15 protein-coding genes and 1 tRNA gene are annotated in these 21,117 nt (G+C 59.2%); 8 read left to right on the top strand and 8 right to left on the bottom strand.

Annotation, left to right across the window (positions count from 1 at the left end):
- Positions 1 to 31 precede the first annotated feature (31 nt).
- From ACVWY8_RS08765 to msrP, 3 genes are all read left to right on the top strand, one after another.
- Complete coding sequence (locus tag ACVWY8_RS08765; RefSeq protein ID WP_011433425.1) at positions 32 to 367, top strand: gas vesicle protein; 336 nt, start codon at positions 32 to 34, stop codon at positions 365 to 367.
- A gap of 74 nt (positions 368 to 441) precedes the next feature.
- Positions 442 to 861, top strand: coding sequence for an LptA/OstA family protein (locus ACVWY8_RS08760; protein WP_457393995.1), 420 nt, complete (start codon positions 442 to 444; stop codon positions 859 to 861).
- A gap of 324 nt (positions 862 to 1,185) precedes the next feature.
- Positions 1,186 to 2,142, top strand: coding sequence for a protein-methionine-sulfoxide reductase catalytic subunit MsrP (gene msrP / locus ACVWY8_RS08755; protein WP_457393997.1), 957 nt, complete (start codon positions 1,186 to 1,188; stop codon positions 2,140 to 2,142).
- 17 nt (positions 2,143 to 2,159) lie between these two features.
- On the opposite strand, the gene ACVWY8_RS08750 is transcribed toward msrP, so the two are convergent.
- From ACVWY8_RS08750 to cysS, 5 genes are all read right to left on the bottom strand, one after another.
- Positions 2,160 to 2,233: transfer RNA gene (locus ACVWY8_RS08750), tRNA-Arg, on the bottom strand.
- Between the two features lie 12 nt (positions 2,234 to 2,245).
- A complete protein-coding gene (locus ACVWY8_RS08745; protein ID WP_011433421.1) occupies positions 2,246 to 2,887 on the bottom strand; it encodes a ribonuclease HII in 642 nt (213 codons plus the stop codon).
- A 35-nt stretch (positions 2,888 to 2,922) separates the two neighbouring features.
- Entirely contained in the window at positions 2,923 to 5,094 is a 2,172-nt protein-coding gene (locus ACVWY8_RS08740; protein WP_457394000.1) for an Rne/Rng family ribonuclease, read from the bottom strand.
- Between the two features lie 766 nt (positions 5,095 to 5,860).
- Positions 5,861 to 8,524, bottom strand: coding sequence for a TIGR03960 family B12-binding radical SAM protein (locus ACVWY8_RS08735; RefSeq protein ID WP_457394003.1), 2,664 nt, complete (start codon positions 8,522 to 8,524; stop codon positions 5,861 to 5,863).
- Positions 8,525 to 8,676: 152 nt separating this feature from the next.
- Positions 8,677 to 10,260, bottom strand: a complete 1,584-nt coding sequence (gene cysS, locus ACVWY8_RS08730) for a cysteine--tRNA ligase (protein ID WP_457394005.1) — start codon at positions 10,258 to 10,260, stop codon at positions 8,677 to 8,679.
- 340 nt (positions 10,261 to 10,600) lie between these two features.
- On the opposite strand from cysS, the gene ACVWY8_RS08725 reads away from it, so the two are divergent.
- The 4 genes from ACVWY8_RS08725 to ACVWY8_RS08710 all read left to right on the top strand — a co-directional run bounded on the left by ACVWY8_RS08725 (position 10,601) and on the right by ACVWY8_RS08710 (position 16,507).
- The gene (locus tag ACVWY8_RS08725; protein ID WP_457394008.1) at positions 10,601 to 12,310 is read left to right on the top strand and encodes a LysM peptidoglycan-binding domain-containing protein; all 1,710 of its coding nucleotides are present in this window, start codon (positions 10,601 to 10,603) and stop codon (positions 12,308 to 12,310) included.
- 92 nt (positions 12,311 to 12,402) lie between these two features.
- Positions 12,403 to 13,728, top strand: coding sequence for an FIST signal transduction protein (locus ACVWY8_RS08720; RefSeq protein ID WP_011433416.1), 1,326 nt, complete (start codon positions 12,403 to 12,405; stop codon positions 13,726 to 13,728).
- Positions 13,729 to 13,809: 81 nt separating this feature from the next.
- On the top strand, positions 13,810 to 15,342 hold the full coding sequence (locus ACVWY8_RS08715; protein WP_457394011.1) for a leucyl aminopeptidase: 1,533 nt from the start codon (positions 13,810 to 13,812) through the stop codon (positions 15,340 to 15,342).
- 202 nt (positions 15,343 to 15,544) lie between these two features.
- Complete coding sequence (locus tag ACVWY8_RS08710) at positions 15,545 to 16,507, top strand: J domain-containing protein (protein ID WP_457394014.1); 963 nt, start codon at positions 15,545 to 15,547, stop codon at positions 16,505 to 16,507.
- A 3-nt stretch (positions 16,508 to 16,510) separates the two neighbouring features.
- Here the strand turns inward: ACVWY8_RS08710 and ACVWY8_RS08705 are convergent, their stop codons facing one another.
- The 3 genes from ACVWY8_RS08705 to ACVWY8_RS08695 all read right to left on the bottom strand — a co-directional run bounded on the left by ACVWY8_RS08705 (position 16,511) and on the right by ACVWY8_RS08695 (position 19,753).
- Positions 16,511 to 18,034 (bottom strand): AAA family ATPase, encoded by a 1,524-nt coding sequence (locus ACVWY8_RS08705; protein ID WP_414350722.1) that lies wholly within the window; start codon positions 18,032 to 18,034, stop codon positions 16,511 to 16,513.
- 219 nt (positions 18,035 to 18,253) lie between these two features.
- Positions 18,254 to 19,300: a thiamine phosphate synthase gene (locus ACVWY8_RS08700; protein ID WP_457394017.1), complete on the bottom strand. Its 1,047-nt coding sequence runs from the start codon at positions 19,298 to 19,300 to the stop codon at positions 18,254 to 18,256.
- 117 nt (positions 19,301 to 19,417) lie between these two features.
- A complete protein-coding gene (locus ACVWY8_RS08695; protein ID WP_457394019.1) occupies positions 19,418 to 19,753 on the bottom strand; it encodes a hypothetical protein in 336 nt (111 codons plus the stop codon).
- 101 nt (positions 19,754 to 19,854) lie between these two features.
- On the opposite strand from ACVWY8_RS08695, the gene ACVWY8_RS08690 reads away from it, so the two are divergent.
- Entirely contained in the window at positions 19,855 to 21,072 is a 1,218-nt protein-coding gene (locus ACVWY8_RS08690) for a lipid-A-disaccharide synthase-related protein (protein ID WP_457394022.1), read from the top strand.
- Positions 21,073 to 21,117 lie beyond the last annotated feature (45 nt).

Raw genomic sequence — 21,117 nt, 5'->3', positions numbered from 1 at the left:
TGTTGGTACACTTTGGAGGTCGATTAACCCTGTGCCGATTAGCTCTCAACCCTTGACCACGGCTACTCATGGCTCCTCGCTGGCCGATGTGCTGGAGCGGGTGCTGGACAAGGGCATTGTGATCGCCGGAGACATCACCGTTTCGGTGGGCAATGTGGAGTTGCTGAATGTGCGCATTCGCCTGCTGATTTCTTCGGTGGATAAGGCCAAGGAGATCGGCATCAATTGGTGGGAATCGGATCCCTACCTCAACAGCCAGGCGCGGGAGCTGCTGGAAGCCAACCGACAGCTCATGCAGCGGGTTGCCGAATTGGAAAGACAGCTTGCCCAAGCTCTGCCCCAGGGGGGAAAGGGAACGGACCCATAGGCTGCCCCCCGCCATTGTGACCTGGATTGACGGGCTAGACTGGCTGCTGGGGTGGTTTGACGGGTTGATGGGGCATGACTTTGGAGATAACGCTTGACCGGAAGGGTTGGAAGCGGCTGAAGACACTGGGCTGGGCTGTGGGTGTGGTGCTGGCCCTTGGGATCCCGGCCTGGGGTCAAAATCCTCGTGCCATCAGCATCAGCGCCGATGTGCAGGAGGCCAACGCCAACACAGGGGTTTTTACGGCCATCGGCAATGTCACCCTCAGTTTTCCTGCCGAGCGGCTGACGGCCCGTGCCCAAAGAGCTGTGTATTACAGCCAGGAGCAACGCATTGAGCTGGAGGGCCAGGTCATCATCAACCAAGGGGAAAATCAGTTGCAAGCAGAGAAGGTCATCTACCACATCGACAAGGGCACCATCCAAGCAGTGCCATCGGCAGGGCGGCAGGTGGAGTCTATTTACGTTTTGCCGGAACCCAGCTCAAGTCCTTAGCTGATCCCCACACTTTTTTCCAGCAGCACGGACTCAGCCAACACGGCTATACCGTGATTTCGTCACCGATCATCCCAGCCTGCAGGGTTTCCCTCACCCCCAACCCCTCTCTCAAAAGGAGAGGGGAGCCAGGGACAGACATAACAAATCGTTTCATTGCTGTTTGAAATGACTACATTTGAAATGACTACACATGGGGCAGCGCTGGAAACGAGCTCGGGGAATGTCGGCTTAGATCCGTTTAGGATGTAGTAATTCATTTAGGATGTAGTAGTTCGGGCGGCAGACTTTTTCCCTGACTCTGAATCAAAGGATGGCTGATGGATGTTCGGGATCCGAGTTCCTCACCCCTGGCAACGAGAGGCACAGGTCACTCCAGAAGAGATGTTTTTCAGCCGGCGGCAATTTCTAGCGCAACTGGGATCCGTTGGGGTGGGAGCCAGTTTTTCTATTTTTGGGTTTGGCAGCAGGGGAGCTGCTCCCTCGGTAGAACGAGAGCTGAGGGGGATCCCGCTCAACCCCCACTTTTCGGATGTGGGCAGGCCCGTCACCGAGGAGATTGTAGCTGCTCGTTACAACAACTTTTACGAGTTTGGCTCCGGAAAGCGCGTCTGGCGGGCTGCACAGGCTTTGCCCACGGATCCCTGGACTGTCGAGATTACCGGGCTGGTGCGGCATCCTCAGCGGTTGGGCCTGGAAGATCTGTTTAACTTCCCCCTCGAAGAGCGCATCTATCGCTTTCGCTGTGTGGAAGCCTGGGCGATGGTGGTGCCGTGGTTGGGCTTTCCGATGCGGCTGTTGCTGGAACGGGTGGATCCTTTGCCGACGGCTCGATTTGTCCGCTTCACTTCCTTTTACGATCCGGAAATTATGCCTGGCCCAATCTGGCCCCCCAACTTGCCTTGGCCCTACACGGAAGGGTTGCGGATCGAGGAAATGGCCAACGAGTTGGCCTTTTTTGCCCTCGGCATCTATGGCAAGCCGTTGCCCAAACAGCACGGAGCGCCAATTCGCATGGTAGTTCCCTGGAAGTATGGCTTTAAGGGGGGAAAATCCATCGTCAAAATCGAGCTTTTGGCCCGTCAACCCTCCACGTTTTGGAATACCCTCGCCCCTGAGGAGTATGGATTTGAGGCCAATGTGGATCCTAGGGTGCCCCACCCCCGCTGGTCACAGGAGCAGGAAGTCTTGATCGGTTTCGGATCCCGTTCCCAGTGGCAAATCGTTCCCACCTTGCCCTACAACGGGTACGGAGAGTATGTTGCCCACTTATATGGCTGAACTTATATGCCTGAAGACGCCCACGAAAGGATTCGAACCTCCGACACCTGGGACCGGAACCCAGTGCTCTAGTCCACTGAGCTACGTGGGCAATGCAACTGCATTAACCATCATATCTGCTGACTTTCAGTTCTGCCAAGGGGGCAAAGCTGCGGCGGTGCTGCGGGGTGGGCCCCAAGTTCTGCAACGCCAGTCGGTGCTCCCGCGTGCCATAGCCAGCGTTGGTGCGCCAGCCGTAGCCGGGGTACTGCCGATCCCAGCTCTGCATCAAGGCATCTCGCCAGACTTTGGCCACAACTGAAGCAGCGGCAATGGAGAGGCTGATGTGATCCCCCTTGACCAGGGCCGTTTGCCGGGATCCCAGCTCGGCCAGCGGCAATCCATCCAGCAAAATGTGTTCGATTGGATCCAACTTGGCCAAAGCCCGCTGCATGGCTAGCACCGTGGCCTGGCGAATGTTGAGCCGGTCGATCTCAGCAGCAGAGGCACTGCCAACGCCCACAGCCAAAGCCACCTGCCGAATCCGTTCCGCCCATTGAGCGCGTTGCTGCGGACGCAGTTGTTTGGAATCCCTCACTCCCTCCAGTTCTTTGGGATCCATCTGGGCGGGCAAAATCACCGCCGCCGCCACCACTGGCCCAGCCAGGGCTCCCCGCCCCACCTCATCCACCCCCGCCACCCGCAGGATCCCCTGCTGCCAAAGGGATCCCTCCCAGATCAAACTCGGCCTTGCCCGCTCCACCATACTCCCATGCCTGCCCCTGGGCTTGAGAGCAGCGCCTAACTGCTGCGGGAGCGCCGTCGCCTGGAGGCTGCTGGAGATTGCTGGGCAGGGCTGATCCCCAGTTCCGCCGCTGGCTCGGCCAAGCTGCTCTGCACGGCTGACGGGAACGATTCAGCAGAGGAGATTTCGGGTTCCGAGGGTTCGGGTGGAGAAACGGTATCCAGCGGCTCCTTCTCCTGCAAGGCATCCGGTTCGGGCGCCAACTCCTCCGCCTGAGAAGTTGCCTCAGTCTCCACCTCTGGGCTACTTTCCACCTCGAGAGTTCCCGGCAGAACCACCCTAACCGCCGTGTCTCGGCCCCAAGGCGGCGGCTGGTCAAGCAGCAACAGCGGCGACAGCCCCAACTCCGAGTAGACCCGTTGTTGTAACGGGGTCATCTCCACGGTGACGGTTTGCCGTACCGGAGCCGGACGGCCTTCTGAGGACTCCGTCCCGCTGGCGCGAACGGTGCGGGCTGGGGAAGTGTGATCTTTGCGTGAGGCGGATTCTGCCTCTTCCCCAGGGCCAGAACGGCGGGGTTCTTGACGCTTTAGGTCTGCTCCGCCCCCTGGCAGTTGCATCGGCTCTGGGGCTTCCTCTTCTACAGAAGTATCCAGGCTCCGGGCAACGAGGCGCTGGCCAGTGCGGGGATCCCCCCAGTCTTCACGGGGACGCTTGCGTCCCGTTTCAACCCGTGGCTCTTCCTCCAGATCGTCTGAAGTCGTAAAGGGATCCGGGCTGGGGCGTCGTTGTCCGGGGGCAGAGCGCGACCGCCGCAGCAGCGCACGGCTATCGCCTCGAGACAGCCCATCGCTCCCCACTCGCAGGCGTGCCCGTTGGGGGTTGCCATCGCGGGGCAGGATCGGGCCGGCCTCTTCCTCATCCCCTCCTTCCGCCTCGGTGGGTAGCGTTACCGTCAGGCCGCTTTCTATTGTTAACAGATGCCCTGGCTCGGCCCCCGGCAAGCGGGCTAGGATCCCCAGCCCCTCACAGGTGGGGCAAGAATAGCCGAAGATCTCGTAAAGGCTTTGCCCCTGCCGTTTGCGGGTGAGCTCCACCAGCCCCAATTCCGACAGTTGGACCACCTGTGGGCGAGCTTTGTCGCTGGAGAGGGCCTTGTTAAAATGCTCCAAAACCAGCAACTGGTCGCGGCGGGAATCCATATCGATGAAGTCCACCACAATCACACCGGCAATGTTGCGCAGCCTCAATTGGCGGGCAATCTCGGTAGCCGCCTCACAGTTTGTCCACAGCACTGTCTCCCGAGAAGTGGCCGATTGGGTGAAGGAGCCCGAGTTAACATCAATTACCGTCAGGGCCTCGGTGGGCTCGATGATGATGTAGCCGCCAGAGGGCAAATCCACCCGCGGACGCAGCGCCTGACGAATAACCGCGTTGACCCGAAAATACTCCAGAATGGGGGTGGGCTCGCGGTGGGCATCGACAACGACACCGGGGGGCATTTGGCCCTTGTTCCAGCCCTGCAGATAGCTACGGACTCGCTTCGCTCCCGCCGCAGAGTCGGTTACAATGCGGTTCACATCGTCGGAGTAAACATCCCGCAGCACCCGCTGAATAAAGTCGTCATCCCGGTTGAGTAGCCCCGGCCCCCGTGCTGCCTGATACTGCTGTTGAATATCTTCCCAGAGTTTCTTCAATTGCTCCAGGTCGTCGATCATCGCTTCTTCGGACACACCTTCCGCTTCGGTGCGCACCAACAGGCCCATCTGCGGGGGTTTAATCAAAATGGCCAGCGACTTCAAACGGTTGCGTTCTTCTCGATCCTCGATGCGGCGGGACAGATGAACGCCTTTTCCGTAGGGTCGCAACACCAAATACCGCCCTGGAAAGGCCAAATCTCCGGTAAGCCTTGGCCCTTTGTTGCCGGTAGGCTCTTTCATCACCTGTACCAGCACCTTTTGCTGCGGCAAGACCAGCTCAGAAATCGAGGCATGACTTCGCTTGAGGCGCAGCGGGCCCAGGTCGCTGACGTGGATAAACCCATTGCGCTCTGCAGGGCCGATGTTGACGAAAGCGGCATCGATGCTGGGCAGAACGTTCTCGATGATTCCGACGTAAACGTCTCCCACTTGGTGAGCGCCGCTGGCGACGATCAGCTCCTGCACTTGATCTTCGGCGAAGACGGCTGCCACTCGATGTTGCTCGGCAATGACAATCTGCCTGGGCATTAACTTCCCTCCCCGCCCCAAGGGCACGCGGTTACGGGTTGAACCCTCATTCTGGCGAGGTGTTGTCCTTTTGCTGGGATCCGCTTAAGTTTCTTTGACCAGGATTGACTCATCATGGGGCTGTCCATTACCCTCAGCTCTACTTTGACGCTTGGCTTTGTTTCCTCTCCAATGGGTGAGGTGAGTTTAAGTGCATGTGAACTACCCAATGCTGGCTCTGGTGGGTACAGCGGGGGGCTTCTGCTGATTGGAAGGAAAACTCATCGGATGGGATGAATGGATTCGGTGAGGTTTGCATGGAGATTCATGGATGGGCTCAATCGATAGGCTCAGGGAGCAAGACGGCTCCGCCTCGGGAGATCGAACGCTGGCCCATTGCAGAACCCCAGTTGTGCGGCCCAGCCTGTTCGCGAAAGCGTCGCGTAGCGATAGTCCACAACAAGACAGGGTTTGCGCGCGGAAAGAAGCACCTTCTCAGGGTAAAATTTTCTGGTTAGATCTGGGCTAGGTCGAAGAGGCACACTTTTCTGTTGCGCCTATCGACTCGACCCCATCACGCCTGTTACCTGCCCTGGGTACTGAGTTAAGAGTGTCTCCATTCCAAAATCCGGCCCAGCTTTTGCCTGCTGCTCACCCCGCCTTTGGTCAAGTTGATGCCTGGCGAGCCCCACAGCGGCAGGAGCCAGCAATAGCAGCATTATAGCGCTTGTGGGATCCCTCAGCCCAGACAGACCCTTAGCCCTTGGGTTGCTCCCAGAGGAAGTGCTCAATCTGGATCGGCTAGGGGGTTCTCCCACAACAGACGCAGCCGCTTTGCCGTCTGCAATGTCCAGCGGGGCAACCCCAATGACTCGGCCATTTGAACCAGATGGGTGGGCCGCAGGTAGGCACCGTCGTTGCGGCAACTGCCCCGGTAAAGGAGGCAAGCGCTGCCCTCGGGGGTCAGGCCCTGAAACTCTAGGTAGTAAAGCAGGGCGCGGGCATTGAAGGGAGAGGACTTGCCAGACTTGGAGGTTTTTTCAATCCAGATTTCCTGCGCGTCTAGGATCTGGGTGACCCAGGCAGGCCAAGAGGACTCCGTCCCGCTGCCGTGAACGGCTTTGGGCAACTCGCAGCTCACCGTGAGCTGATATTCGGCGGCGTAAACGGCTTCGGTGGCAGAGGGATCCCGAAGGCTAATTTCTTGGACGGCTTGGATGGGGATCTCCGGGGGCAGCTGTTCGCTCAGAAGGGCGCGCAGTTTCTCAGGCGTCAGAGGACCTTCAGGCCGATCCAGCAGCTCCAGATCCAGGATTTCGCCATAGCCTTCCTGGCCGATGGGCAGAGCGTTGGCGTTGGCCAGGCGGGGCATGGGGTGGTAGCCGCCGCTGAAGGCCAGAGGTAACCCCGCTCGCCGACAGGCCCGTTCCCACAGGCGCATGAGATCCAAGTGGCCCAGCCAGCGCAGATCCCCGGTTTTGCCGTAGGTGATGCGGAAACGCTGGGCAGGTGGCTCCGGCTCCAGGGGATCCGGGGTGGGGGTGGGTTTGCTCTGCAGGGGCGGGACGGGCGGAGGGGGAATGACGATGTTGTGGCCGAAGCCGGGGCCGCAGATGCCGCAGGCGGAGCAGCCCTCGAAGGAGCAGTCTTCCACGGTGAGGGCTTCCAGGGCGCGGCGGTAGTCTTTTTGCAGCCATTTTTTGTCGATGCCGGTATCGATGTGATCCCAGGGCAAGGGATCCTCCAGGCCCAATTCCCGGATGGGGAGATGGGCGCAGAGGGCGACCGGATCGGCGGCAGGATCCACCTCTTCGCCGCAGTAGGCCCTCACCCAGGCAGCATAGGCGGTGTCGATGTTTTCCCACCAGGCATCCATGCCGGCACCGGCCCGCCAAGCCCGCTCGATCATGCGGCCTAGGGAACGATCCCCTTTGCCGATAAAGTCTTCCAGGATGCTGAAGCGGATGTCGGTGAAGTGGGCTTTGACGCCCCGCAGCCGCCGCAGCTCTTTCTGCAGCAGGGTTTGCTTGCGCTGCACGTCGGCGTAGTCCACCCGGTGCCACTGGAAGGGGGTGTGGGGCTTGGGGGTGAAGTTGGAGAGGGTGAGGGTAAACTCCACCCGCTTGCGACCCAGGGCTGCACATTCTCGCTGCAGCATCTCGACGGTGCGGGCGATCCCCAGGACATCGGCGTCGGTCTCGCCGGGCAGGCCAATCATGAAATAGAGCTTGATTTTGTCCCAGCCCTCTTGGACGGCGGTGCGAATGCCGCGAATCAAGTCGGCATCGGTGAGGCCCTTGTTGATGATGTCCCGCAGCCGTTGCGTGCCAGCTTCGGGGGCAAAGGTGAGGCCGGAGCGGCGGGATCCCTTCATGATGGCGGCAATTTGCCCATCAAAACGATCCACCCGCTGGCTGGGCAGGGAAAGGGCAATGTGTTCTCTGAGGAGACGGTTGTGCAGCTCCGCTCCCACCGCCGGCAGGGAAAGGTAGTCGGAGCAACTGAGAGAAGAGAGGGAAAATTCGTTGTAACCTGTTCTCCGCAAGCCCTGCACCACAGCCTCCACCACTGCTTCCGGATCCACATCCCGCGCTGGGCGGGTAAGCATTCCCGGCTGGCAAAATCGGCAGCCCCGTGTGCAGCCCCGCCGCACTTCCATCACCAGGCGGTCGTGGACGGTTTCCACCAAAGGCACCAGGCCGACGGAGTATTGGGGTTGAGGCAGGGCCACCCGACGGCGGATGCGCTCCGGCACCCCAGGCACGATGGGCCGCGGTGGGATCCCCTCGTAAAACTGGGGCACGTACACCCCCGGCACCTGGGCCAGCTCCAGCAAGACCTCTCGGCGGGGCTTGGACAGGGATCCGGCCAGCACTTGGCCAATTTCCGGCAGCACCTCTTCCCCATCTCCGAAGACGAAGAAATCGAAAAAGTCGGCAAAAGGCTCTGGGTTGGAGGTGGCGGTTGGCCCGCCGGCAAAGATCAGAGGGCACTCTTCCGGGGTAAAGGGCTGCCGCTCCCACCACTTGAGCGGGATCCCGGCTAGGTCCAGCATCTCCAGGATGTTGGTGCCCCCCAGCTCGTAAGCCAGGCTGAAGCCGATGATGTGAAAGGCGCGCAGAGGACGGCGGGATTCCACGGCAAACAGCGGGATCCCCAACTGCCGCAGGCGGGCCGCCAGATCCGGGCCTGGCAAGTAGGTGCGGTCACACAGTTGATCCGGCTGGGCGTTGAGGATGTTGTAAAGGATGAGGTGGCCTAGGTTGGAAGCTCCCACCTCGTACAACTCTGGATAGCTCAGCACCCAACGCACCCGTGCCGAATCCCAAGGACGGTGGACGGCGCCAAACTCTTTGCCCAAGTAGCGGGCCGGCCGCTGAATCTCAGGGGTGAGCAGGCGATCCAGATCGATGGGACTCAGATCAGTTTGCGCGGTAGCTGGAGAAAGCATTGAGATCCGCCGAGACGTTGACACAGTCACTGATCTGACTCTAGCCGAACTTTTCCAGCAACCCAAACGAAGGGAGAAGTACTTTGCCCCTCTGAGCCCCTAGGTTACAGCCATATCCATTTTGAATGAGCCCGAGGAATGCTCCTCAACCCCTATTCTCGCAGCCAACGGGTGGTGCCATCTTTTTGATCGATGAGGGTGATGCCCAGGGCTTTCAACTGATCCCGAATGCGATCGGCTTCGGCAAAGTTTTTGGCCTTGCGGGCTGCCGAGCGCTGCGCGATCAGCTCCTCGATTTTTTTAAAGTTAAGTTCCCCATTTGTAGCTGCTTCTTTGGATCCCTCGAATTCAGAGAATGAGGGCCAACAGAATCCCAAAGTAGCCAAAATCTCCAGCAAGGCAGCGCTTTTTTGTTTGAGGGCCTGGGGCTCCAGATGGGTTTGGCCTTGATGGGTGAACAGGTTGTGTTCGCGGGTGAGTTCTTTGGCCAATTCAAAGGCGATAGCCAGCGCTTCAGGGGTGCCAAAATCATTGTCCATAGCAGCTTGAAAGGCTTGCATGGCCTCAGCATCAGGGGATCCCTTTTCTTCTTTGCAGAAGTGCTGGGCACAGTGGATCCCTTTCTGGAGGGTTTCCCAGCCACGGCTGGCTGCCTGCATGGCTGCCTCGGTGAGGTCAATCGGGCTGCGGTAGTGGGTCTGCAACAGGAACAGCCGCAAGGCCATGGGGTGATAGACGGCGAGGGCCTGTCGCAGGGTGGTGAAGTTGCCCAAAGATTTGGACATTTTCTCGCCGTTGATGTTGAGAAAACCGTTGTGCATCCAGTATTTGGCCATCGGCTTGCCGGTGATTGGCTCCGATTGGGCCAGCTCATTTTCGTGGTGGGGGAAAATCAAATCTGCCCCGCCGGCGTGAATGTCGATGTGATCTCCTAGGGTCTCTCGCACCATGGCGGAACATTCGATGTGCCAGCCCGGTCGCCCCCAACCCCAAGGGGAGGCAAACCCCGGCTCAGAAGGGGGGGCCGCTTTCCAAAGGGCAAAGTCGAAGGGATCCTGTTTGTCGGCTCCTTCTTCTCCTACCCGGCCACTGGCTCCCGCCTCCATCTCCTCCAGTTTTCGACCGGATAGCTGGCCGTAATCCGGGAATTTGCGGACAGAGTAGTAAACAGAGTACTGAACAGAGGCGGGGGTCTCTGGCTGGTGTCCCGCTTGCAGGAGGGAAGACGGGTCGGTCTGGTGTCGAATCGGATCCCGTACCCGGTAGGCAAAGCCTTTGAGCTCCAAAGATTGGATCAACTGGAACATGGCTTGCAGCGATTGGGTTGCCCTCGGGTAGAGATCGGCCCGCTTGATGTTCAGGCAATCCATATCTCGGAAATACTCGGCGATGAAGCGCTCCGCCACCGCCTGCATCGATTCGCCACGTTCCAACGCCCGCTTGAGGATCTTGTCGTCCACATCGGTAAAGTTCTGCACATACTTCACTCGGTAGCCGCGCCACTCCAAGTAGCGACGCACCATGTCCCAAACCACGTAGGTACGCGCATGGCCGAGGTGGCAGAGGTCGTAAACCGTTACACCACAGACATACATCCGCACCAGGGGCTTCTCCTCCGCAACTGGAGCTGCAGATCCCTGGGAATTGCCGACGGAAACGGATTGAGATCCACCTGCTGCCAGCGGCTGAAACACTTCCTTGCGGCGAGTCAATGTGTTATAGACAACCAAATCCATGGGTATCCCTAGTTTGTAGTTTCAGCTACAGCAAAACAGGCTTTGTCTTCCAAAAAAAGACGATGGCGCACTTTGTCTTGAATCGGATGAGGCTCGACAAAATCTCAACGAGCCAAGGGCTGGAACCATTGTGAGGCAAGCATTGTGGCTGAAATTACCTGCCAAGACTTGTCTAGATTTGTTAACTACGGTACTCTAACCTGAGTGCGAGTCAGCCTGTTCATTAGCGAACTCCACTCCGGCTTGAGTCACCCCAGGGGTGCTCGGTGCCAAGGGGCTTGTGCCCCTCATTTTGACATCTTCTTCTCTTGCACTCTAGTGTCAGCCTGTTGGTGTGAGGATGCCTTTAAAACCCACTTTCCCCAATCCCCAAAACGGGGAGCTGGATTTCCGCGGTGCTGCCGTGAGCACCCTTTCCCCCCCACCCCCAAAGGGCTCGGCAGGGATCCCTTCAGAACAGTCCTGGACTTCTGCGGATTCATCTGCCGAGGAAGCCTATCTTCTGGAGTGGGCTCCAGCCCCTCTCTCTGGGCGGTCGAAGCCAAGATGGGTTGGTTTGGCCCTCTCTCTCAGCTTAACGGGCCTGGTATGGCTTCTGAAGCTGGAGGCGGATCCCTGCGCAGAAGCTGGGGAAGAGCAGCTGCCGGCCACCCCCAAGTGCCCAACCGAGCCTGAGACAGCCCATCCAGAGCCGGGGGATTCTGCTCCTGCGCGTCGGGGATATCCGGCTTGGGCCACTGGTCTTTTGCTGATGCTGGGCTTGGCCGGAGTCGCTACCCTACAGCAGCGACAGTTGAATCGCCCCCTGTCTCCGGCGGTAGAGCCGATCCCACCCTCTGTGCATACGCTATCTGGCGCTCTGCAGCAAAACTACGAGCGGAAAAAGGAGCAGCTGCGCCAAGCCTTCGCAGAAGGGCGAATCCCGACAGGAGAAGGGCCCAGAGGCATTCTGGAGCATGAAATTCAGCCGGGGGAAACCCTCTGGCAACTGACCCAGATGTATCAGCTCGACGCGGCTGCCATCACCGTCTCCAATGGTATTCAGGCCAGTACTGAGCTGAAGCCGGGGCAAGTTCTCCTCATCCCCAGCCAGCCGGGATTGATCTACACCGTCAAGCAGGGAGACACACTGGAGGACATTGCCAACCGCTACCGAGTTCCCCAGCAGCGGATTATCGAAGCGACTCCTCTGGATCGCCCGGAATATCTGCGCATTGGCCAACGCCTGCTCATCCCCGGCGATGTGGGCGAGTTGATCCAGCGTCAGAAGGAGATGATCGCTGCCCAGAAAGCTCGCGAAGAGGAAGAGCGCCGCCAGCAAGAGGAGGAAGCCCAACGCCAAGCCGAAGCCCAAGCTCGATTACAGGCGGAGCAGCAACGCCGGGCCCAGCAAATGGAACAAGAACGGCAGGCCCTCTTGGCCGGTGGATCCCTGACCCACACAGTTGGAGCCGGTGACACCATCGAACGGATCGCCGCCCGCTATGGGGTAACTCAGCGATCCATTATTCAAGCCAACAACTTGCGCAATCCCCACTGGCTGCGCATTGGCCAACGCCTTACGATTCCGGCGCCGGGTACGCAGCCCACCCCTGCTCCTGCCCGACGAGCTCAGAGCCAGCCACAAGCTCGGCCAGCGCCGCCAGCGCCTCCTCCAGCTCCTCCTCAGGCCCGCAGCAGTGGGTTTATCTGGCCGGTCTCCGGGCAAATCACCTCTGGCTTTGGCTACCGTCGCGGTCGCCTTCATGCAGGGGTAGATATTCCTGGCCCCGTGGGATCCCCTATTGTAGCCGTTCAGGAGGGAGTGGTGATCTTCGCGGGGAATGCTGGGGATGGCTACGGCAATCGAGTGGACATTCGCCATCCCAACGGAATTGTTACTCGCTATGCCCACGGCCATCAGATTTACGTTTCCACAGGCCAGTACGTGCAGCAGGGGCAGACAATCATGAGCCGCGGCAGCACTGGCTGGAGCACAGGGCCGCATCTGCACTTTGAAGTCCGCCCCGGCGGGGGCGCGCCTGTGGATCCCCGGCCCTATCTGCCCTGATCCTGTCCCAAAGCGAGACTACACAGAACAGCCAGCCTGGCCATAAATTGCTAGCCTAAAAACAGCAAACTCCAGACCGTAGGAACACGCCGATGCAGTGGGTGAACGCGCTCTCCCAGCTCCCTTCCCTAGAAGCGGCTCTGCGGCAGGTGGTGGAGGAAGCCAAGGCCAAGCTTCAGGCGGCCCAGCTGAAAAGTGCCTTGAGTCGGCAGGTGCAGACGGTGGGATCCGGCAGCTTGCCGGGGCTGCTGACAGGGTATGTTCCCTCTCAGCCTCTGCGGCCCAACCTGGGGGTTTTGTTTGTGTCGGCGGCCTTTGCCAGCGAATACATCCGGGTGTTGCCATTGCTGTCGGGGCTGCTGGAGGTGGACGTTTTGATCGGCTGCTCCGGGGGTGGCATTGTGGGTGGCGGGCATGAAATTGAGGATGGCCCGGCTCTCTCCTTGTCTTTGGCGGTCATGCCGGAGGTGGTGCTGCATCCTTTTCATCTGCGGGGGAACCAATTGCCAGACTTGGATGCGGCTCCTTCTGCCTGGGTCGATTGTGTTGGGGTTTCGCCGCAGAGCAAGCCTCATTTTCTGCTCTTGGCCGATGGATTTTCCTCTGGCATCTCAGAGCTGCTGCAGGGGTTGGATTTCGCCTATCCGGGATCAGTCAAAGTGGGGGGATTGGCCAGTGGGGGCCGCGGCCCTCGGGGCAATGCTCTGTTTTTGCTGGATGCGCGTACCCTCACACCTCGGCGGGAGCTGTATCGAGAGGGCACAGTGGGGCTAGCGCTCTACGGCAATGTGGTGCTGGATGCAGTGGTGGCCCAGGGGTGTCGCCCCATTGGGGATCCCTTGCGGGTGACGGAAGCAGAGGGGAATGTGATTCTTGGCTTGGAGGGTCGCCCTCCTCTAGCGGTTTTGCAGGACTTGGCAGAGCGGCTCAGTCCCGTGGATCAGCGATTGGCCCGCCACTCTCTCTTCATCGGCCTGCTGATGGATGAGTTCAAGTCGGAGCCGACGCCGGGAGATTTCCTCATTCGCGTAATCTTGGGCGTTGATCCGCGCGTGGGGGCGCTGGCCATCGGGGATCAGGTGCGCCCTGGCCAGACGGTGCAATTTCATCTGCGGGATGCCCAGACTTCGGCAGAAGATCTGCGTTGGGCCCTCAGCCGCTATTGTGCCGAGCGCAACTTGAGGCAAAGCCCCTCTCAACCGAGGCCGGAGCCTTGTGGGGCGTTGATGTTCTCCTGTTTGGGGCGAGGCAAGGGCCTGTACGGCACTCCCGATTTTGACTCGCAACGGTTTCGGGAATTGCTTGGAGAGCTGCCCTTGGGGGGGTTCTTTTGCAATGGTGAGATCGGCCCCGTTGGGGGATCCACCTTTTTACACGGCTACACTTCCTGCTTCGGGATCTTCCGGCCCGCCCACTAGAGGGGGGATCCCTTGCCCTAAGAGCCGGCGAAATTGGATAGACTGGGGATCCCATGTCAACAGCTTGGTCAAGGGTTTCTCATGCAGCTTCATCTTAGCGAGCCGCCACTCACTCAAGGGGAATGTGCCCTGGTCTATTGCTTTGCCGCTTCCGGCGGGAATGGCCGCTTTCCTCTGCCCCCTGAGATCGCCTCTTGGGATGAAAAGGCGTGGTCAGGGCTGGTGGCGGAAACCGTTCAGGAGCAGGGGTTTCAGGGGAAGCCGAATAGCAGTGTTGCCCTGCGCCTGACAGGAGAGATCCGCAAACTGGTGTTGGTGGGGCTAGGGGATCCCGCCGCCCTAACGCTAGAAGCCATACGACGGGCCACAGCCAACGGCCTGCGCCAGGCTCACAGCCTAAAAGCCAAGCAGGTGATGCTGTCTTTGCCGGAGACGGGGTTGGATCGGGTGCGTGGGGTTCAGGCGGTGGCCGAAGCCTGCCTACTGGTGGCGCACCGGGACAATCGGTTCAAATCCTCAGCCAAAGGGGAAGAGGAAAACAGCTTTTCTGTGCAGGAAGTAACTCTCTTGGTGCCGGGGTTGGCCCAGGCTCGCCCCGATTACGAAGTCGCGCTGCAGCGGGCCATTGAGATGGCCGCAGGAACCATCTTGGCTCGGGAATTGGTGGCTGCCCCCGCCAACATTGTGACTCCTCTCGCCCTGGCCGATACCGCCCGCCAACTGGCCCAGGAATATGGTCTAGAGGTGGAGATTTTGGGACAGGAAGAATGCGAGGCTCTGGGGATGGGGGCTTTTTTGGGTGTGGCCAAAGCCTCTGACCTGCCGCCCCAGTTTATCCACCTCACCTACAAGCCGCCACAAGGGGATCCTGTTACCAAATTGGCCCTGGTGGGCAAGGGGCTGACCTTTGATTCCGGTGGGCTGAACATCAAAACCGACTCCCGCAGCATCGCCATGATGAAAACCGACATGGGGGGAGCAGCGGCAGTTTTGGGAGCTGCACGGGCCCTAGCCGCCCTCAAGCCGCAAGTGGAGCTGCACTTCATCGTCGCTGCCACGGAAAACATGATCAGCGGCCATGCCATCCACCCAGGGGATATCCTCACCGCTTCTAACCAGAAGACCATTGAGGTCAACAACACCGATGCAGAAGGCCGCCTCACCTTGGCGGATGCCCTGGTGTTTGCGGAAAAGCTGGGCGTTGATGCCATCCTCGATCTGGCTACCCTGACCGGTGCTTGTGTGATTGCTCTGGGGGAAGAAATTGCCGGCTTGTTCACCCCAGATGAGACGCTGGCCCAGGAGCTACAGCAGGCTGCCAATCTTTCCGGCGAAAAAATCTGGCGCCTGCCGCTGGAAGAAGGCTACTTCGAGGGTCTCAGCTCCATTGTGGCCGACATGAAAAACACTGGTCCCCGCTCAGGGGGATCCATCACCGCTGCCCTGTTCCTGAAGCAGTTTGTGGAGAAAACCCCTTGGGCCCACCTGGATATAGCAGGCCCCGTTTGGACAGAGAAGGATGCAGGCTACAACAACAAAGGGGCCACCGGTTATGGGGTGCGCACCCTGGTGGAGTGGGTCTTGGCGCGGCAAGCCGCAGCAGCTTGCTCATAACCCCGCCTTTCTGGACGTTGGGCCTTGAAAAAGCATCTACTGAGGGAGGAGCCAAGGGCTGCTTGGCTGGAGCTGTCCGATCCCTAAAATAGGCTTAAAAAAGAGGCCAGGTATCGATTAGCACTTTGCAAGGCTTCCCCTCAGGGAATAGGATCCCCGCATCAAAGTAGCTGGCACAAGGCCCCCTGCGCCAGATCCTCCCATGAAAGACCTTTACCGCGAGCTGGAATTACAGCCCAATGCAACTCTAGAAGAAATTAAAGAGAGCTACAGGCGGCTTGCCAAAGAATACCATCCCGATAAACTTCACCCAGATACACCTGTTAAGGGGCGGCAGTACATTGAGGAAAAGTTTAAGTCTATTCAGGAAGCATACTCGGTCCTGAGTGATCCTGTGAAGCGAAAAGCCTATGACTCCCAAAGACTTTCCCAGGCTTCGCCCACAAAAGGGAGCGGGTATGACCAAGACTTAAAAGCAGAACGCGGTTACAGCACACAAGATGGCAAACCTTGGCCCTTTGACTTCGACAAGATAAAGGAAGCTGCAGAAGAGATAGAACGTCGCAAGAAAAATATCGAGGCTAACTATAACCAGAAAATAGAGCAAGTTAAGTCTGAACTCAAGAAGAACTTAATCGCTATTGGAGTAAGGGAGGAAGATGCCAGAATTGACTACAGATTTATTACGAAGGACGACAACATACAATCTTGTTTAACCTTTCTCTTGCTCGGTGTTTTGGCTCTCTCGATTGGCTGGGAGCTTGTTGGTGTCATACTTATTCTCTTTTCATTTCTTGCTGGCTGGTCAGCAGTCCTTGACTCCAAATACAGTAAGGATCAAGTAGAAAGGGCTAAAAAGCTCCAAGGAGAGGCAACATCAGCAATAGCCCAGATGGAGAAAGACAGAGACTCGGAGCTTTCCCAGCTTCAGCTCTACTGTAGAAGCAGGATCGATCATTTTAAAACCGTCCCTATCGAATCTATATCCCCGGATTTTATAAGTGGGCTGAGTGGGGAGGATCAGCTATTTTTGCTAACTGCAATGAAGGAAAAGGCAGATGCTAAAAGCCTAGAAGAAAACTTGAAGATAGCGGCTGGAGTTGCTGTGGGTATTGGCATACTAGCCGCCTTATTTGGGCTGGGAGGTGGATTTCACCCATTCTGAATCTCAAGAAGAGGCAAAACACTGCTTCATCTCCTGCAGCACCTGGGCATCTTGAGAGGCCGTTCTCGCGCCCGCTTGAGCAGCCCAGCACTTAAGACTCTCGATTTGGTCGCGGGCAATCGAGGCCAAAGGCACGGTTTCGCGGATGGCCTGCAGGATATCCTCTTGGGTAAAGTCCCGCCGGGCGCCGCTGCCACTGCCCCCAAAGGCGTTGTACATGGCATCTACAATGGCTTGCTCGATCTCGGCCCCGCTGAAGTCCTGAGCTGCGGCTGCCAAAGCTTCCAGGTCAAATTCTCGCAGGCGGCTGGGGCGCAACCGCTGCAAATGCACCCGGAAGATCTCTTTGCGCTCAGCGTGGGTGGGCAGGTTCAAGAAGAAAATCTCGTCAAAGCGGCCCTTGCGCAAAAGCTCCGGCGGCAGCAGAGGCACGTTGTTGGCGGTGGCCACAATGAAAACGGGGCTGGTCTTCTCCTGCATCCAGGTAATCAGGCTGCCAAACACCCGGCGGCTGGTACCAGAATCTCCATCGGCACTGCTGGTGATGTTGCCAAAGGCTTTGTCGATCTCGTCGATCCAAAGCACGCAGGGGGCCATCGCCTCTGCCAGTTGGATCATCTGCCGCACCCGGCTTTCCGACTCGCCGACGATGCCGGCAAACAGCCGCCCGGCATCCAATCTCAGCAGGGGCAGCCGCCACTCATTGGCGATGGTCTTGGCGGAGAGGGATTTGCCGGTGCCCTGGATCCCGACCAGCAGCACGCCTTTGGGGTTGGGCAGGCCATAGCGCCGCGCCTCTTCGGTAAAGGCTTCCTGGCGCACCCGCACCCAGGCCTTGAGGTTATCCAGGCCCCCCACGCTTTTGAGGGTCTCGCGGGCGGTGAAAAACTCCAGGATGCCGGTTTGGCGGATGGCCTGCTTTTTCTCCTCCAGCACCAGGTCGATATCGGCTTCGTTGACCTCCTGCTTGGCGGCCAAAGCGCGGGCCAAAACGCGGCGGATACGTTCTCGGCTCAGTCCCTGACAAGCTTTGACCAGTTGCTCGCGGGCCAGAGGGGTGAGCTTGAGTTTATCTGGGGCCACGTAGAGCTGGATGAGGCGGCTGATCTCTTCGCTATTGGGCAAGGGAATATCGACGACGGTGACCTCCTCTGCCAGGTCGCTGGGCACTTCCAGGGTGTGGCTGAGCAGGATCAGCATCTTGCGGGTGCGTTTTAGCTCGCGGCTGAGGTTTTTCAGCTCCCGGATGATGGGAGCGTTTTTGTCGCTGCTGGCGTTGCGCAACACAAAGTGCAGATCCCGCAGCACAAAGAGAGTGTCCTCGTTGGGGGCAGAGCGCCACACCCGCCCCAGAGCTGCCATGATGGAGCCCCGATCCTCGCCTGTATCTTGCCAGCCCCGCACCAAGTCCCAGAACAACAATTGCCGCGGTGGGTCTGTCCGTCTGGCTACTTGGGTTAGCACGGCATCGGCAGGCTCTTCTTCTGGAGAGACCAAGTAAACCAGGGGGTAGCGGGCCCGGATCATCAAATCCAGCTCTGTCACCAGCCCTGCTTGCAGCTCCGCCGGGATCTCGACCAGGGCAGGATCCCTGCTGTCTGGATTTGTTTTTCTTGCGGCTTCTGTCATCGCCTCTGGAGTTTAGAACATCCTTACTTCATCTTCCTCTCACTTGTTCAGAAACCATTTGGATTGGAACAGCCAATAAGCAGCAAAATGCTCACGGTTGAGCTTCACGGTTGATCTTTAGGATAGGGCAGGGATCCCTTGCAGTTCGGCCAGCATGGCGCGGGCTGTCTGGGTGGGATCGGCAGCTTCCATCAAAGCCCGCACCACAGCTACACGGGTGGCCCCAGCTCGACGCACCTCGGGTAGGTTGTGGGGATCGATGCCGCCGATGGCAAACCAGGGCAGGTGGGCTTTCTCGGCAGCCAGGCGCACGTACTCCAGGCCGGCAGGGGGTTTCTCCGCTTTGGTGGGGGTGGGGTAAACGGGGCCGACGCCGATGTAGTCCACGTCGCTGTTCAGGGCTTGGGCCAGCTCTTCGGCGTTGGTGGTGGACAGGCCAATGAGCCGCTGGGATCCCAGGAGGTGCCGAGCTTGGGCGACCGGCAGATCCGTCTGGCCCAGGTGAACCCCATCAGCCTGGCTGACCAGAGCCAAGTCCACCCGGTCGTTGACGATCATCAGCGCCTGGTAGCGGTCGCACAGCTGCCGCAGCTGTTTGAGATCCCGCAGCATCTCGCCGTCGGGGAGGTTTTTGCGGCGATATTGCACCAGGGTCACCCCGCCCCGCAGGGATTTTTCCACCACCTCTAGCCAGTGGGGCACAGGGCTGGTCACCAAATAAAGATGGGCTGCCAGGAGACGCTGCCGCAGGGATCCGCCCAGCAGTTCACTTTCCAAGACGTAGAGCCGATAGCGCATGTCTTTGGCCAGCTTGGCCAGGCCAGGGGCCACCCAGTGGTGGGATTCGGCCAACTTGCCGTATTCTTCTAACACCCGCAGGGCTTCTTGCACACGGCTGCAATTGGCTTGCAAGAGGTGGCGGAGATCCCGCCGTTGCTCCTCTTGGGGGTGGGAGATCTGGGTGCCTGGATCGGCGGGGGTATCGCGGGCCAAACGCAGGGGATCGCTGTGCCAGCGGGCTAGGGCTTGGCGCATGGCCTTGCATTCGGCAGAGAGCTCTCCCTCTTCCAGGCCGAAACGAAACCATTCTTCCAATACCCGTAGTCCTTCACGAGCTCGATCGAGGTTGGCATCCAGAATACGGGCGACGGCCTGGGGTTTCATGTTCCCTATACGTGGGAAGAGAGTTGCTTAATTTTTTAATTTTTACCAAAAAAATGCGCCTAAAGCCCCGTCCTACCCTTAGCCGGAAGCAAGTCAGTAGGGTGGAGAGTAGTCAATTCACTGTAAATCGGAATGGTTTCCCTGAGGCTGTCCTTGGCCCTGAGGAGAAAGAGGGTGATGCCATAAGGCGTTAAGAAAGGCTTGCTGCGGCGTGTGTCCCCAGGCGAAGGCCCGTGGGCCGGCCCCTTCCGGAAGGTAGGCCCAAGCGTAGCGCTCGCAGGCGGGAAAGTAGCGGATCTCCCACCAAGTTCCCCCTACAGGCACATCTTTCACTGCCCGCAAGAAAGGGCCGCGATGGCGGGTGAGGCGCTCTTCCACAAAATAGGGGCCTTCCAGCTGAAGGGCCTCTACCGCTGCAATCAGTTCGGCTCGTTGTCGCTCATTTCGGATCATCTCCCCGGTTCCCCTCTTGGATTGGCTCTATTCTATGAGGAGATTTCTGGTGAGCTGGGGGATCCCTCTTGATTCAGCCCAGATTGCGCCTACGGCAAGCTATGGGAACCCAATGGAATCCAACGAATCCACCGCAGGTGCTGTGTCTGAGCAATGGACACGGGGAAGATGAGGTGGGCAGTCGCCTTGCTGTTGCCCTAGTCCAACTGGGGATCCCGGTGCAAGCCTTGCCGATTGTGGGAGAAGGGACAGCCTACCAACGCCAAGGGATCCCCCTGCTGCCCATTGCCCAGGTGATGCCGTCGGGGGGGTTTATTTATCAGGATTGGCGGCAGTTGTGGCGGGATTTGCGGGCCGGTTTGCTGGGGCTGACGGGGCGGCAATTGGCGTTGGTTCGCCGGGCAGCAGCCCAGAGGAACCTGGTGCTGGCGGTGGGGGATATTGTGCCCTTGCTGATGGCATGGTGGAGTGGGATCCCCTACGCCTTTGTGGGCACGGCCAAGTCGGACTATTACTGGCGGGATGAAGGGGGTCCCTACCGACACCCCTGGATCCCTTTTGGGCAGCCGATTTCCGATTACCTGCCCTGGGAGCGCTGGCTGATGGCCCACCGACGCTGCCTGGGTTCTTTTTTGCGGGATGAGCTGACGGCTACAGCTTTGCAAAAACGGGGCCTAAGGGCCTTTTACCTGGGCAACCCGATGATGGATGGCCTAGAGCCACGCGGGACATTGCCTTTGGATCCCCACCGGCCGGCCTTGCTGCTCTTGCCCGGATCCCGTCCGCCGGAAGCCTATCGCAACTGGGCTCTGATGATGCAGGTGGTGGAGCGGCTCCCAAAGGAGCTGCAAGTCTATGCTGCCCTCAGCCCCAACCTGGAGCGAGACCCGCTTCAGGCTTGGATCCCATCTCAGCGCAGCGATGTACTTCTGGTTTGGGGGGACTTCGGGGCCTGTGCCCAACGAGCAACGGTGGTGCTGGCCATGGCGGGAACGGCTACCGAGCAATGTGTAGGCTTGGGAAAACCGGTGGTAACCCTGCCGGGAGAAGGGCCCCAGTTTACCCCGCGCTTTGCCGAAGCACAGACTCGTCTTTTGGGATCCGCCGTCCACCTGACCTCAGTGGAGCAGGCTCCCGCCGTGGTTGGCCGGATTCTGGAACGCCTGGCCGCCGATCCCAACTACGCGGCTGAGTTGCGGGCCCATGGACGCCGCCGCATGGGATCCCCAGGGGCCGCCCGGCGCATTGCCGCTCAACTTCGAGATTGGCTCAAGCCATCCGGCCCGGTTTTGGAACCGTTCGAGCCAGACACATTGTGAGCCAGACACATTGTGAAATATATTGTGAAATGGGGAGCAGGTCGT

The sequence above is a fragment of the Thermostichus sp. OS-CIW-32 genome (genome assembly GCF_054060415.1).
The sequence above is the reverse complement of the archived record's forward strand: the minus strand, read 5'-3'. Positions and strand labels throughout refer to the sequence as shown.

What these genes read in the sequence shown, in the direction of transcription:
- ACVWY8_RS08760 (WP_457393995.1), top strand. Translation starts at nt 442, where the DNA reads ATGACTTTGGAGATAACGCTTGACCGGAAGGGTTGGAAGCGGCTGAAG.
- msrP (WP_457393997.1), top strand. Translation starts at nt 1,186, where the DNA reads ATGTTCGGGATCCGAGTTCCTCACCCCTGGCAACGAGAGGCACAGGTC.
- ACVWY8_RS08745 (WP_011433421.1), bottom strand. Translation starts at nt 2,887, where the DNA reads ATGGTGGAGCGGGCAAGGCCGAGTTTGATCTGGGAGGGATCCCTTTGG.
- ACVWY8_RS08740 (WP_457394000.1), bottom strand. Translation starts at nt 5,094, where the DNA reads ATGCCCAGGCAGATTGTCATTGCCGAGCAACATCGAGTGGCAGCCGTC.
- ACVWY8_RS08735 (WP_457394003.1), bottom strand. Translation starts at nt 8,524, where the DNA reads ATGCTTTCTCCAGCTACCGCGCAAACTGATCTGAGTCCCATCGATCTG.
- cysS (WP_457394005.1), bottom strand. Translation starts at nt 10,260, where the DNA reads ATGGATTTGGTTGTCTATAACACATTGACTCGCCGCAAGGAAGTGTTT.
- ACVWY8_RS08725 (WP_457394008.1), top strand. Translation starts at nt 10,601, where the DNA reads ATGCCTTTAAAACCCACTTTCCCCAATCCCCAAAACGGGGAGCTGGAT.
- ACVWY8_RS08720 (WP_011433416.1), top strand. Translation starts at nt 12,403, where the DNA reads ATGCAGTGGGTGAACGCGCTCTCCCAGCTCCCTTCCCTAGAAGCGGCT.
- ACVWY8_RS08715 (WP_457394011.1), top strand. Translation starts at nt 13,810, where the DNA reads ATGCAGCTTCATCTTAGCGAGCCGCCACTCACTCAAGGGGAATGTGCC.
- ACVWY8_RS08710 (WP_457394014.1), top strand. Translation starts at nt 15,545, where the DNA reads ATGAAAGACCTTTACCGCGAGCTGGAATTACAGCCCAATGCAACTCTA.
- ACVWY8_RS08705 (WP_414350722.1), bottom strand. Translation starts at nt 18,034, where the DNA reads ATGATCCGGGCCCGCTACCCCCTGGTTTACTTGGTCTCTCCAGAAGAA.
- ACVWY8_RS08700 (WP_457394017.1), bottom strand. Translation starts at nt 19,300, where the DNA reads ATGAAACCCCAGGCCGTCGCCCGTATTCTGGATGCCAACCTCGATCGA.
- ACVWY8_RS08695 (WP_457394019.1), bottom strand. Translation starts at nt 19,753, where the DNA reads ATGATCCGAAATGAGCGACAACGAGCCGAACTGATTGCAGCGGTAGAG.
- ACVWY8_RS08690 (WP_457394022.1), top strand. Translation starts at nt 19,855, where the DNA reads ATGGGAACCCAATGGAATCCAACGAATCCACCGCAGGTGCTGTGTCTG.